The sequence below is a fragment of the Nocardia huaxiensis genome (genome assembly GCF_013744875.1).
Lineage (GTDB): Bacteria > Actinomycetota > Actinomycetes > Mycobacteriales > Mycobacteriaceae > Nocardia > Nocardia huaxiensis.
In genome coordinates this window covers 7,674,551-7,687,924 of sequence record NZ_CP059399.1, presented here as the reverse complement: position 1 = coordinate 7,687,924, position 13,374 = coordinate 7,674,551, and the positions used below count along the sequence as shown (strand labels likewise).

Here is a 13,374-nt window from a genome sequence, read left to right as displayed (position 1 = left end):
GCTATCACGGTGATGTGGGTCGCTCCGGCCCGCCGGTTTCCTTGACAGCGTACGGTTCCGGCTCCTACCGTCCGTGAAATACGAGCCCGAGCCATTGATCGCCTCGGTTCTTCCCATGGACGGCGTATTTCGCCGACGCCATTTCTACTCACGAAGCGGGAGTCACGATTGTGAGTGCTGCACGCCTCGGTGCGCTCGGAGCCGCCCTGCCCCGGCGCGAATACACCACGGACGAAGTGCTGGAAAGAATGTCCAGCGGCGGGCAATTCGAGGTCGAGCGGATCACCGGCATCCGCACCCGGCGCATGGTGGACCGGTCGGCGGGGGAGGACACGCTGTCGCTGGGCGAACGCGCCGCCCTCGACTGCCTGGCCCGGTCGAAGTACGAGGCCGCCGATCTCGACATCATCATCAGCGCCGGCACCACCGTGCACGACGGCTTCCACATGGTCTTCGAGCCCGCCGCCGCACACGAGATCGCCCGGCGCATCGGCGCCGACAATGCCACCGGCTACGACGTGGTCAATGCCTGCGGCGGCACCATGACCGCGATCTACCTGCTGGAGAACATGATTCGGGCCGGCATCGTGCGCACCGGCATGGTCGTCACCTCCGAGATCATCTCCCCGGTCACCGAGGGCGCGCTCGCCGAGGCCAAGGATCCGCGCGATCTCCAGTTCCCGGCGCTCACCCTGGCCGACGCCGCGGTGGCGATCCTGGTGGACCGCGCCGAGGACGAGCAGGACCGCATCCACTACGTGGACATGATCTGCAGCGCGGAATTCTCGCCGCTGTGCATCGCCAAGCCCAGCGACGCCAGCGAGAACATGATCATGCTGACCGACAACATCACCATGCAGGCCGCCCCGCGCCGGGAAACCTGGGCGAAACTGCATCGCGATCTGCTGGAAAAGCGCGGCAGCAGCTTCGCCGAGGAGAAGTTCGATTTCATCGTCTTCCATCAGCTCGGCGTCGCCTTCACCGAGAAACTCGCCGAATCCGGCAGCAAGATCCACCAGGCCGAGATGCCGCCGCGCCTGGCCACCGTGCACAAATACGCCAATACCGGTGCCAGCACGCATTTCCTCGCGCTGTACGACTACATTTCGCGCGGCGAAATACCCAAGGGTTCCAAGATCTGTTTCGTGCCGACCGCGTCCGGAATGATTTTCGGCGTCATGTCGGCCACCGTCGATGCGCTCGTCGGCTGAAGTGATTGGTGGGATGAACGTGTCCGTAGTAATCGAACAGTCCGCGATCAGCGCCGCCCCGGAAGGCACCGGCTCGATCGACCACGCCGTCGCCGCCGGACGAGAGTGCCTGGAGCGGGCCGGAATCGGGCCCGACGACATCGACGTGCTCATCAATGTGGGCGTCTACCGCGACGGCAATGTGGTGGAACCGGCCAACTCCGCGCTCATCCAGCTCGGGCTGGACATGCACCCGGACTACGTGGCCGGGTCGGGACGCTCCACCTTCTCGCTCGATCTGCGCAATGGGGCCTGCGGGGTGCTCAATGCCGCACAGGCGGCCACCGCCCTGCTGGCCAATGGGACCGCGGGACGGGTGCTGATCGTCGGCAGCGATGCGCATCCGGGCGGGAATAACGCTGCGCCGCAGGACTTCCGGTGTGCCACCGTCGGTGCGGCCTGGCTGCTGAGTCAGGGCGTCGACGCGGGCTTCGGTCCCATCACCATCACGCCGGTGCGCGGCCGGGTCGCCGGGACGAATCCCGGGGTGCGCGGATACCTGGACTTGAAGTCCATGGGAAACGCTGGGCAGCAGACGATTACGGTCGATGTCGCCGAGGACTACGAGAGCGTGCTGGCCGCCACCGCCGCCGACACCCTGCGTGAGCATCTGGACCGCACCGGCCTGGACTCCGCCAAAGCTGTTCTCGTCACCAATAATCCGATTCCGGAGTTGGCTGCCGATCTGGCAGAGCGGTTCGGCTTCGCACGCGGCTATCAGGCCATGACCGGTGACCGCGACGCGGGCAGCTCGGGACTGGCGATCGCCTACCATCAGCTGCGCGAGAGCGGCGAGATCGCACCCGACTCGGAATTGGTCCTGCTCGCAGCGGGTTCGGGCCCGATGGCGGCGGCCGCCGGCTACCGGATGGCCGGGAACGCGTGACGGCGGCGTCCGAAGGCAGGGCAACCAGCTCAGCCGCTGAGGATCTCGACATCCTGTTGCAGCGGCAGGTCGAGAAGTACGCAGCCATGCCCGCAGTGACCTATCCGACGGTTCGCAATGCCGATCGCGCTCCTTCGGCCGAGGCGCTCGACTTCGCGCAGTTGACCTTCCGGGAGCTGGGCGAGCGGATCGACGCCTATGCGCGCTCCTTCGTCGAGATCGGCATCGGCAAGGGCGTCAAGACGATTGTCATGGTCCGCCCGGACCCGGACCTGTTCGCGGTGATCTTCGCGCTGTTCCGGGTCGGTGCGGTGCCGGTTGTGGTGGACCCGGGCATGGGGGTGCGGCGCATGCTGCACTGCTTCCAGAGTGTGGGCGCGCAGGCATTCATCGGGGTGCCGCGCGCGCATGCGGTGCGGCTGGCGGCAAGGCGGACCTTCCGCGAGATCCGGGTGCAGGTGACGGCTGGCCGCTCGTTCTGGGGCGGGCACACGCTCGAGGAGCTCGCCGAGCGCGGCAAGACGGCCGCGCCGGTCCGGATCACGCATCGGCCCGACGATCTGCTCATGATCGCTTTCACCACCGGCAGCACCGGACCGGCGAAGGGCGTCGAGTTCACCCGCGCGGGCTTCGCCGCCTCGCTGCGCGTGGTCACCGACTTGCACGGGCGCACAGACGGATTCACCTCCCTGGTGACCGTGCCGCTGTTCGGGATCTTCGACCTGCTGCAGGGCGCGCATCTCATTCTCGGGCCGGTGGACCCGGTGCGGGTGGCGCAGGCCGATCCGGCGCTGCTGGTGGATGTGGCGAAACGCTTCCGGGTCACGGACCTGACCGCTTCACCCGCCCTGCTCGGGCCGCTCGGAGAGCACCTGCGGCACAGTGCTTCTCCGGCACGCGGTGCCACGCCGGCGGAGCAGCGCGTACAGCTGCCCGATCTCACCACCGTGATCTCCATGGGCGCGCCCGCGAACCTGTCCGCCCTCGGCGGCGTGCGTGCGGCGCTCGGACCGCGGGCGCGGGTGTTCACCACCTACGGCGCGACCGAGGCGCTGCCGCTGACCACGCTGGAATGGTCGGAACTCGACGAGATGCGCGCCCGCACCCTCGACGGCGCGGGCACCTGCGTCGGCCGTGCGCTGCCGGAGACCGACAGTGACACGCGGGTCCGGCTCATCCGCATCACCGATGACGAAATCCCGTACTGGAGTGATGATCTGGAGGTCGCGCCCGGCGAGGTGGGCGAGATCGTCGCCACCGGCGGGCAGGTCAGCAAGTCCTATCACCGGAATCCGGCGGCGAATGCCCGCGCCAAGATCGACGAGCGATTGCCCGACGGCACCGTGCGTCGCTGGCATCGCGTCGGCGATCTGGCGTGGCGGGACGCGAGCGGTGCACTGTGGTTCTGCGGGCGAATCTCTCAGCGGGTGCGCACGGCGGCGGGGGATATGTTCACCGTGCGCTGTGAGCAGGTCTTCACCGCGCATCCGGACGTGCACCGTACCGCGCTGGTGGGCGTCGGCCGACCGGGCGCCGAGGTGCCGGTGCTGTGCTACGAACTGCGCGAGGGTGTCGATCCGGCCGAGGCCCCGCGCGTCGAGCGGGAACTGTGGCGGCTGGCGGCGACCCGCGAACTCACCGCGCCCATCCGAACCTTCCTGCACCACAGTGGCTTTCCGGTCGACATCAGGCACAACGCCAAGATCGGCCGCGAGCAGCTCGCGGTGTGGGCGGCGCAGCGGCTCGGGTACGACAAGGCTGGTGCGGACAAACCCAGTGCCGACAAACCCAGCGCCGACAGCGAACTCGGCAATCCAACACCGATGAAAGTCAGCAAGCAGCGATGAAAGTCCTCGTCACCGGAGCCACCGGCTTCCTCGGCAGCCATATCGTCGACCACTGCCTCGCGGCCGGTGACGAGGTGCGCGTCCTGGCCCGGCCCACCAGCAATCTCGGCCATCTGAGCACTCTGCCCGATATCGAGGTGGTGCACGGCGATCTCGGCGACGCCGAATCCCTCGCCGCCGCCTGCAAGGGCGTGGACGTGGTGCACCACAGCGCCGGCCGCGTGGAGGAGACCGGCAGCCGCGACCAATTCTGGGACGCCAATGTGCTGGGCACCCGCCGGCTCATGGACGCCGCGCGCGGTGCGGGCGTGGGCCGGTTCGTCTTCGTGAGCAGCCCCAGCGTCGCCACCGAATACGACCGCGACCGCTTCGGCATGGACGAGTCGGAACCGTACGTCCGCAACCCCAAGAGCTACTACGTCGAAACCAAGGCGGTCGCCGAGCGCGAGGTGCTGGCCGCCGACAGCGGCGACTTCACCACCTGCGCGCTGCGCCCGCGCATGATCTGGGGCCCGCGCTCGGGCGGCTGGATGACACTGCTGCTCAACAAGATTCGCTCCGGTCGGCTGCCCGACCTCTCCGGCGGCAAGCCGGTCATGGTCTCGATCACCTACTGCGAGCACGCGGCGCAGGCGTGCGTGCAGGCTTCCCGGTCGGACGCGGTAGCGGGCAAGGCGTACTTCCTCGCCGACGCCGAGGACGTGGACCTCTGGGGTTTCGCACGGGACCTGGCCACCGCCTTCGACCTCACCCCGCCGACCCGAACCATTCCGAAACCGTTGCTGGACGCGGTGATCGGCGTCTTCGACACCGTGTGGAAGATTCCCGGACTGCAGGAGCGGATCGCCCCGCCGCTGTCGAGCTGGACAGTTGCCGCGCTCACGGTCTCGAACACCTACGACACGTCTGCCGCGAAACGGGACTTCGGCTACACGCCAACGGTGTCGCTGCGCGAAGGCACGGATCGCTACGTCGAGTGGGTCAACTCGATCGGCGGCCTGCCCGCCCTGCTCGGCTGACCGCCATCTCCACCCGGCCGACCACCACTGCCGGGCAAACCAAAGTAACGCTCCCGGCCGGAATGGCCGGGAGCGTTGCTGTTTCAGGTCTCGGCGACGGCGGCCTATCCGGCAGACGGCATGACCCGCTCCTCAGCCGGTAGCAGCAGTGCTGTCAGTTCGTCGAGTGCGGCGTCCAGGCTCTGTGTCAGGTATTCCATCGGCGGGAGTGAATCGGAAGCCCCCAGCACGCCGAAGTGCAGTGCGCCGTTGTAGCCGACGCAGGTGACGTTGAACGGGTTGCCGTGCATGAGCAGGGAGATCGGATAGAGCGCTTCGAGGCGGGCGCCGTTCCAGTACAGGGGGTTGCGGGGGCCCGGGACATTGGAGATGCCCATGGGGTGGGAGGCGGGGGTGCGGTCGAATCCCCAGCTGAGTCCGAGGATCCACGGGAGTGTGACGCCCAGGCCGTAGCCGATCACGGCATTCGGGGACATGTCGGCCATATGTCCCTTGGCCGCACCGATATACGCGCGTACCGCGGCCAGGCGTTCCAGCGGGTCGTCGACATCGGTGGCCAGTGCCGTGAACATCATGCCCGCACGGGTGCCAACCCGATCGTCGTCCTGCTCGCGCAGGTCCATCGGCACACCGGCGGTCAGGGACTCCTGCGGCAATTCGGCGTGCTCGCCGAGGTATTCGCGCAGGGCGGTGCCGACCAGATACAGCACGATGTCGTTGATGGTGCAGTCGGCGGCCTTGGCCAGCTGCTTGAATCTGGCCAGATCGTAGCGGCGCAGGGACAGATCGCGGCCGCCGGTGATGGGTCCGTCGAAGATCGAGTGCGGCTGCTGGTACGCCCGCTGGGGGAGATCGCGCCGGCCGCGCCTGCGGCGCAGGGCATCCCGTGCCGCACTGCCGATGCCGCGGACCAGTTCGAGCACGCCGCGCAATGCGATCAGCAAGGCACGCAGCGGATTCGACGAGAACAGCGGGTTCGCGGAGTACGGCTTCGAGGTGAGGGGATTCGGCAATGGCTGCTCAGCGGGTGCTGGAGCGTCCGGGTGTGGTTCTCCGGCCGACTGCGCTCTTCCGATACTGAACAGCTCCGGCGTATCTCGATCCTCCGGGTCCTCCGAGTAGGTGTCGGTGAACAGCCGCATGAGCGAGGCCCCGTCGAAGAGGCTGTGGTGCACTTTGAGGATCACCGCGAACCGGTCCGCCGCGAGCCCCTCCACGATGTGGATTTCCCATTGCGGCCGTGCGGGATTCAGTTGTTCGCGGTGGATGCGCGTGGCCAGCTCCACCAGTTCCTGCCGGTCGCCGACGCGGGTCAGCCGGCGGCTGTGGATGTGCTGGAGCGGGTCGATCTCGTCGGTCTCGCGCACGAGCGCCAGCAGCCGGCCCAGCGGGCCCGGCACCGGGGCGAGGTTCCACGGCTGCGGCACCGGCACCGGGGCGGTGAACTGTGCCCGCCAGCGGCGCACGTAGCGGGCGGCGTCACCGTCGGGTGCGGTGAACTCCAGCAGGAACGCGACATGCATGGGCATATCGGGTGATTCGAGCGACAGCCAGATGCCGTCGGTCGCGGACAACCGCTTGATGGACATGATGCTCCTCGAGCTGGGTTGAGGCACCGTGGTTTTCAGGCCCTGCGACGCTGCAGATCCAGGCGCATGCCGATCGGGATGACGGCGAAATGGAATTGGTCCGTGGGCGGTTCGGCGTCGGCGGGCAGGCCGAGGTCGAAGGTCCGGCACACCATGCTCGCCACACTCTTGATCTCCAGCATGGCCAGGCCGCGACCGGGGCAGAACCGCGGACCCGAGCCGAACGGGATGGAGGCGTCCGGCCGGTGATTGCCGTGCCCGCCGCCCAGCCAGCGTTCCGGATCGAAAGCCAGCGGGTCACTGAAGTTCCGATCCTGCACACCCGCATGCTGCACATTGACGATGACCCAGGTGCCGGCGGGCACCCGCACCCCGCCGATCTCGGTGTCCTGCACCGCTTCCATGGCCAGCAGCGGCGTGGTGGGTTGCAGCCGCATGGATTCGGCCGCCACCGCCTCCAGGTAAGGCTGCCGGTCCAGCACGGAGGGAATCTCGGCGATCTCCGCGCGAATGCGCTCTTGCACAGCGGGATTGCCCGCCAGGTGGTACAGCAGCCAGGCGGTGGCATTGCTGGTGGTGTCCTGCCCGGCGATGAGAATGGTGAGCGCCTCGGCGAAAAGCTCGTCGTCGGTGAAGGATTCCTGCCTGTCCTGCGCCAGTAGCAAGGCTTCGATGAAATTCGTCGGCCGCTCGGGCAGATTCGCGCGTGCCCGCGCGATGACGCCGGTGAGGTCCTCCCGCAGCGCGGCCAGCGCCCGGTCGAGGGCCCGGTCCTGCGGCAGCTTCACATAGCGCCAGTAGGGGATCGGAATGCCCAGGCGGCGGTTGAGGGTGGGGAAGATGAGTTCCAGATGCCGCTGGATCACATCACCGGACTGCTCGATGGTGTTGATGTCGTAGTCGAAGGTGAGTTTCGCGGTGACATCGACCGTGTAGCGGGTCAGCTCGGCGCGAATATCGTCCGGCGCCTGCCGTTCCCAGCGTTTGCGCAGCCGCTCGGTAATGGCTTCCAGGGTGGGATGGAAACCGCGCAGATGGGAGGCGTTGAAGGCCGGCATGGCGAGTTTGCGGCGTCGCCGCCAGGCCTCGCCCTCGAGGGAGAACAGGCCGTTGGAACCCATCTCGTCCATGATGGATTCGATCGAGGACTGACGCCGGAATCCGCCGGGGCGATTGCGCAGGATCTCCTTGTTGAGATCGGGGTCGCTCACCACCACAACGCGTTTACCGGCCACGTTCAGCCGATAGATGGGGCCGAATTCATCTGCCCACGAGTCGAATCGGCGATGCATGGCGGCGGGCGGCATCTGCGGCAGATTGCCGAGCACCGGCCATCCGCCGGGCCCCGGCAGGTCGTCCACGGACAGCCGTCGTGCGGAGTCGGAAAAGGCGGTGCCGGAAAAAGGTGCGGAGGCGGACACCTTGCGCAGCGTATCCGCGAATTCGAGTTTCGGCGAATTGCATTGCGAGCCTTTATTTTAGGCGACAAGAACAGGCGATGAAATTGTCGTGCGAGACGAGGGCTATGGCCCGGGTCACCACCCGTGGAATTCCATAGCCGCAGTTCGCGTGCAGTGACCGCGATCTCGTTTTGTCTTCTGTGCCAAGGTTCAGCGGCCGACCATTGTGGTCGCGTCACAATCTTTGGCGCGAGCCCGTCGTATTGTTCACAATCGGGGTATGCCCCACCCTGAAGCGCTGCCCGGTCTGGACTCACCGATTCTCACGAGATTGCTTGCGCGACTGGGGGATATCGCGCAGAACGTGTTCGAGGCCGGGCTCGGCACGGTGCCCGCCACCGCCGATCTGCCCTATGAGCACTTCGCCGAAGAGGTGCTGCCGCACATGGTCTCCGGCTTCATCAACTTCCTGCGGGTCATCGAGGAACGCCGTCCGCTCACCGCGGAGGAGGTCGCCGAGTTCGTGGTGCCGGTGGTGGAGCGCAATGCCGAGGATCGAATCCCGTTGCGGCTGTTGATGACAACGGTCTTCGTCGGCGCCCGGCGGGGCTGGCTGGAGATGGCGGGGGAGGCGCGGCCCGAAGACCTCGAGGAGCTGATCACCCTCGGGGCCTACGCGCTGGACCTGCTCATGCACCTGACCATCACCATGGCCGAGGTGCACGCCGACGTGGGCGAAACCGTCTACACCGTGGAGCGGGAGGCGCACCGCACCCTCGCCACGGCCCTGCTGCGGGGCGCACCCGCCGAGGACCTCGCCGCCCGCGCCGACGTCACCCTCGAGGAGCACTACGACGTCCTCGCCATCCACGCCCGCACCGGCCCGCTGGTGCCCATCGCTGACAATCTGGCCACCCGCCGCCGCATCCGCCTGGTGCACCGCGCGCTGGCCGCCCGCACGGGCAGCGCGCCGCTGTACGTGTTCGACGGCAGTGCCGGAATAGCGTTGCTGCCCAGCGGATCCGGAGCCTACGACGATCTGGCCGACACCTTCGCCCAGCAGTTCGGCCTGGACGTGCACATGGCCGAGTATTCCGGCGTGGCCCGCGCCGATCTGCCCGAGGCGGCCCGCCATGTCACCGATCTGGCCGAACTGGCCCGCCTGCTGGGCCGCCCGACCGGCATCTACCGCCTCGACGATCTACTGCTCGAATACCAGCTCACCCGCCCCGGCCCCGCCCGCGACCGGCTCTCCGAACGCATCGCCCCCATCCTCGGCCACCCGCACCTGTTCGAGGCCCTCGACGCCCACATCCGCCACGGCTCCGACCGCAAGGCCGCCGCCGCGGTGCTGCACGTGCACCCCAACACCCACAGCTACCGCCTGCGCCGCGTCGCCGAACTCACCGGCCTCGACCCGAGCGACCCGCACGATTCGCGATTGCTGGCAGCAGCGCTGACAGTCCATCGCCTCTACCCGGCGGTAGAACCCGCTGCCGTGCATGCGGAGTCGGCCTGACCAGGCCACGCTGCCGCTGAGCGCCTGGTCGAAGGTCCTCCCCGTCATTCCGGCGCGCTTTTGGCCGGAATCCACACGATCCGGTGCGGTACTACATTCGCGGCTCAGGCGCTCGATTCGTCCGAATAGATGGCCAGTGCGCCCGGACGTGCGCTGTGGGCGCGCAATACCCAGCGGCCCTTGCCGTCCGCCTTGGCGCGGAACAGGGCGGTGTCGGCGGCGTCGAGCAGGGCCTCGGCGTCGGCTCCGGATACCGGGGCGACCACCGCGCCGATGCTCGCGGACAGTCGTAACCTGTTGTGGCCGACCGTGATCGGCTCCTCCAGGGAGGACAGCAGGCTATCCGCCACCGCGGCCACCCGGTCTTGATCGGCCGGTGGTGGGATCAGCGCCACGAATTCGTCGCCGCCGATCCGTGAGACCAGCACCCCGTGTTCGGGCACGCTGGCGCGCAATTGGGTGGCGACGGCCGTCAGCAGGCGGTCACCCGCGCCGTGGCCGTAGTGGTCGTTGACGTTCTTGAAACCGTCCAGGTCCAGGAAGCACAGGCCGACCTGATCGTCGTCGCCCGCCAAGCCGATGGCGCCCTCGAGCCGCTCGACCAGCTGCCGCCGATTGGGCAGGCCGGTCAGCGGATCGTGGCGGGCCTGCCAGTGCAGCTCGTCCTCCATGCGATGCCGCTCGGTGACATCCTCACCGACCGCGAGCAGGTAATCGGCATGTCCGGCAGCGCCTTTCACGAAGGTGATGGCGAACGACGCCCAGCCGTACGAGCCGTCGGCGCGCTGAATGCGCTGCTCGAGTTTGACCGTGCCCGCACCGGCCGGCACCAGCTTGTCGTAGATCACGGCGCGAATGCCGTCGCGATCATCGGGGTGCGCGAAGTCGTAGACCGAGATGCCGCGCAGGGCCTCGACGGGGACGCCGATCATGTCGGCCAGGCCGCGGTTCGCATCCACCAGGCAGCCGTCCATATCGCCGACCGCGATGGCCACGGCCGCATTGTCGAACACCACCCGGAAGCGTTCGTCCGCCGCGCGCTGCGCCTCGGACATGGCCTGCTCCACGGACTTTCGGCCCGCCCACCGCGCATCGGCGAGGGCCCTGCCGTAGCCCTGCCCGAAGGCGGCCAGCAGCATGGCCAGGCGCGGCGTGGCCTCGGGGTGGCTCGTGTAGGCGGCCAGCCCCGCCAGCACGCCGGCCGAAACCGGCAGCACCGCATCGGCTGTCAGCCGGGCGTCGACCAGGGCCGCGCCCGTGCTCGCGCCGACGGACGGATCGAAGAGCTCACTATGCAGACCGGCCAGTAGGTCAGCGACGAGACCGGTCAGCAAACTCTGTACCGCACCCGGCGGTAGCGGCAGAAAGCAGGCTTCAGTAAGTGCAAGCCACCATTTTCGTGCGAGACCGAACTGTTCGACTTCGTCCACCAGTCCCCCTCAAGCGTTGCTCCGAGGCACCCCGACCGTGCGGCTTACGGCTTGCTCGATGGTATCAACCTGCGGCGACACTGAAATCGCGACGCTCGGAAAGGCTTTCGCAATCATGCGCGGACCAGGCAATTCTCGATGAAGATCGACTCGCCCTTGTACCGCTGCGTGGTGATCTGCCAGACCCAGGTCGCCTGAACACAATCGGCCAGATCGGCGGCGTGCAGGGCGATGGTCTTCGCCGATTCCGGGGCATTTGCCCGTAATCGATCGCAGTCCGCGAGCACCCGCTCGTGCAGGGTGCGGAACTCGGTCAGCCGGTCCCGCACGATCGCCGCCGCGCCCTCGATGGCCTGCACCAGATCGGTTCCGGGATGGTTCAGCAGCCACAGTGGAATCAGGTTGAAATCGGCCAGATCCGTGATGCACTCCTTCTCGAAGGAGAAGACGTCGTTCATGAGTGCGCCGATGTCGACGGTGAGCACGCGTAGTCGGCGCAGCTCGTCCGCCAGTCCGGCGCTCTCGATGTCGGCCCAGTCCAGATAGCTGTCCTGGCCGAACTCGCACAGCGCGATCGCGGGATACATGCCCGAGACATGCGCGCGTAGTTCGATGTATTCGTCCACATCCAGCAGCGAGCCGCGAGCCCGCGCGTTCTGGTCCTGAATGGCGGGCAGCAAATGCTCGACGGTCTGCGTGAGGAAGCGCTCCAACCACTCCGGCTGCGCGAGGCCGGTCATCATCGCCAGGTATTCGCCGCAGGCCGCCTCGAGGGGGGTCGGATCGTCCGGCGCCGCACGGGTTTCCAGTAGTCGCACCATGCGCTCCACCGCCACGCCCGCCGCACGCTGACCGCTTCGGCTTAAATGCCCGAATTTCTCGCGGCCGACAGTGTCGTTGAGCCAGAACAGAATCGCGTTGTATATCCCGATCGCCGTCATCCGCTCCACGGTGATCGCGCCCGGATGTAAGTACGGCGTCATGCTGTTGTAGTGCGCGCCGCCGGCGTCCAGCCACAGCGAATGCCGACGGCAGAACTGTTCCACGGCCGCGCACGCGGCCTCGCCGAAACGATTCGGGCGGAAGGCCCGGCAGTATTCCGCGATATCGGCGCCCGGCGCGCTGAACAGCTCGCGGAGCGACCAGCGCCGGTCGCTACGCAGCAGGGCGCGGTACTCGGCGCGCATCCGCTCGATGCCGTCTTCCACGGCGGAGGTGTGTTCACTGACCATTAACGGGATCTCCCCATCATGTCTCGAAGCCGCTACCGGGGCACAGCGAATGATAGATCCCCGCGTTTCAGACCCTGATGTGGACCAGCATTCAGTTTATCGGCGGCAAACGGTTATGCGGGCGGTGTTGCGCGGGATCGATTGCGTGTCCGATAAACCGAAGGGGCGGTACCGAATTGCGCGGAGAACGCCTGCCGGAGGGTCTCGGCCGAACCGAACCCGCACTGGACGGCGATCTCGTCCAATCGCAATCCCGTCGACGTGAGCAGCCGCGCAGCCGCCTCCACCCGGGCGCGTCGCACATAGCGGGCGGGCGTGTCGCCGAGTTCGGCCACGAACAGGCGGGTCAGATGCCGTTGACTCAAACCCACAGCCGCGCCCAGCTTCTCGATGCTCAGGTCACCGGCCAGATGTGCCTGGATGTGCTCCACCAGCCGATGCACCAGCCGGTGCGCGGGTTCCGGGTTCCCCACGAACACGCTCACCTGCGCCTGATCGCCGGGCCGGCGCAGATAGGTGACCAGGCCCATGGAGATCCGGCGCGCCAGCTCCGCGCCGTGGTCCTCCTCGATGAACGCCAGCGTCAGATCGAGCGCGCTGGTGACACCGCCCGAGGTCGCGACATGGCCGTGCCGCACGAAGATCGGCTCCGGATCGACGTGCACCTTGGGATAGGCCGCGGCGAGCTGCTTCGCGTAGAACCAGTGCGTGGTGGCGCGCCGGCCATCGAGCAGACCGCTCGCCGCCAGCACGCTCGCGCCCGTGCACACCGACGCCACCCGGCGCGCCTGCCGGGCCAGCCGCCGCACATGACCGACGAAGCGCTCGTCGGCGGCGACGTCCAGATGGCCCAGTCCGCCGGAGACGATCAGTGTGTCGATGACCTCGTTGATCTGTTCGAGCGCCTGCTGGGCGGTGAGCGTCAAACCCGAATCGCACTCCACCGCAGCGCCGCCCTGCGTCGCCAGCACCATGCGGTAGGGCGGCGTCGCGCCCATCCGATTGGCCATATCCAATGTGGATGTCACCGAAGCGATGTCGAGCAGCTCCACCCCGTGGTAGCCGACCACGACCACAAGTCGTCCGTCCACGCCGACCAGCCTAATACCGGACAATCCGCGTGTCGGTCCCTGCCGGTGCCGGGAATCCTGGTGAAACCGACACGATTCCCAGCGGTTCCGCCATGAGTGGACGGCGGTGTG

Annotated in this window: 10 protein-coding genes; 5 read left to right on the top strand and 5 right to left on the bottom strand. The window is 67.6% G+C overall.

Annotated elements, in window-relative coordinates; genetic code table 11:
* The first annotated feature begins 170 nt into the window (after positions 1–170).
* The 4 genes from H0264_RS35210 to H0264_RS35195 are packed head-to-tail and all read left to right on the top strand — an operon-like array spanning position 171 to position 5,002.
* Entirely contained in the window at positions 171–1,211 is a 1,041-nt protein-coding gene (locus tag H0264_RS35210; RefSeq protein ID WP_181581523.1) for a 3-oxoacyl-ACP synthase III family protein, read from the top strand.
* Between the two features lie 19 nt (positions 1,212–1,230).
* The gene (locus H0264_RS35205) at positions 1,231–2,136 is read left to right on the top strand and encodes a beta-ketoacyl-[acyl-carrier-protein] synthase family protein (RefSeq protein WP_181581522.1); all 906 of its coding nucleotides are present in this window, start codon (positions 1,231–1,233) and stop codon (positions 2,134–2,136) included.
* Complete coding sequence (locus H0264_RS35200; RefSeq protein WP_181581521.1) at positions 2,133–3,983, top strand: fatty acid CoA ligase family protein; 1,851 nt, start codon at positions 2,133–2,135, stop codon at positions 3,981–3,983. Before H0264_RS35205 ends, H0264_RS35200 begins: the two co-directional genes overlap by 4 nt.
* Positions 3,980–5,002, top strand: coding sequence for an NAD-dependent epimerase/dehydratase family protein (locus H0264_RS35195; protein WP_181581520.1), 1,023 nt, complete (start codon positions 3,980–3,982; stop codon positions 5,000–5,002). The genes H0264_RS35200 and H0264_RS35195 overlap by 4 nt, the downstream gene beginning before the upstream one ends.
* A gap of 104 nt (positions 5,003–5,106) precedes the next feature.
* Here the strand turns inward: H0264_RS35195 and H0264_RS35190 are convergent, their stop codons facing one another.
* Both H0264_RS35190 and H0264_RS35185 read right to left on the bottom strand, forming a co-directional pair.
* Positions 5,107–6,591, bottom strand: coding sequence for a wax ester/triacylglycerol synthase family O-acyltransferase (locus tag H0264_RS35190; protein WP_181581519.1), 1,485 nt, complete (start codon positions 6,589–6,591; stop codon positions 5,107–5,109).
* A gap of 35 nt (positions 6,592–6,626) precedes the next feature.
* Positions 6,627–8,012, bottom strand: a complete 1,386-nt coding sequence (locus H0264_RS35185) for a cytochrome P450 (protein WP_181581518.1) — start codon at positions 8,010–8,012, stop codon at positions 6,627–6,629.
* A 259-nt stretch (positions 8,013–8,271) separates the two neighbouring features.
* Between H0264_RS35185 and H0264_RS35180 the strand changes: the two genes are divergently transcribed.
* Positions 8,272–9,510 carry a PucR family transcriptional regulator gene (locus H0264_RS35180; protein ID WP_181581517.1) on the top strand — a complete coding sequence of 413 codons (1,239 nt, stop codon included), beginning with the start codon at positions 8,272–8,274 and terminating at the stop codon, positions 9,508–9,510.
* Between the two features lie 104 nt (positions 9,511–9,614).
* On the opposite strand, the gene H0264_RS35175 is transcribed toward H0264_RS35180, so the two are convergent.
* The 3 genes from H0264_RS35175 to H0264_RS35165 form a co-directional block, all read right to left on the bottom strand.
* Complete coding sequence (locus H0264_RS35175; RefSeq protein ID WP_181581516.1) at positions 9,615–10,940, bottom strand: diguanylate cyclase domain-containing protein; 1,326 nt, start codon at positions 10,938–10,940, stop codon at positions 9,615–9,617.
* Between the two features lie 113 nt (positions 10,941–11,053).
* Positions 11,054–12,172, bottom strand: a complete 1,119-nt coding sequence (locus H0264_RS35170; protein ID WP_181581515.1) for a terpene synthase family protein — start codon at positions 12,170–12,172, stop codon at positions 11,054–11,056.
* A gap of 113 nt (positions 12,173–12,285) precedes the next feature.
* Entirely contained in the window at positions 12,286–13,263 is a 978-nt protein-coding gene (locus H0264_RS35165) for a GlxA family transcriptional regulator (protein ID WP_244976042.1), read from the bottom strand.
* Positions 13,264–13,374: the final 111 nt, after the last annotated feature.

Coding starts and splice junctions, on each gene's coding strand:
- H0264_RS35195 (WP_181581520.1), top strand. CDS start 3,980: ATGAAAGTCCTCGTCACCGGAGCCACCGGCTTCCTCGGCAGCCATATC.
- H0264_RS35190 (WP_181581519.1), bottom strand. CDS start 6,591: ATGTCCATCAAGCGGTTGTCCGCGACCGACGGCATCTGGCTGTCGCTC.
- H0264_RS35180 (WP_181581517.1), top strand. CDS start 8,272: ATGCCCCACCCTGAAGCGCTGCCCGGTCTGGACTCACCGATTCTCACG.
- H0264_RS35170 (WP_181581515.1), bottom strand. CDS start 12,172: ATGGTCAGTGAACACACCTCCGCCGTGGAAGACGGCATCGAGCGGATG.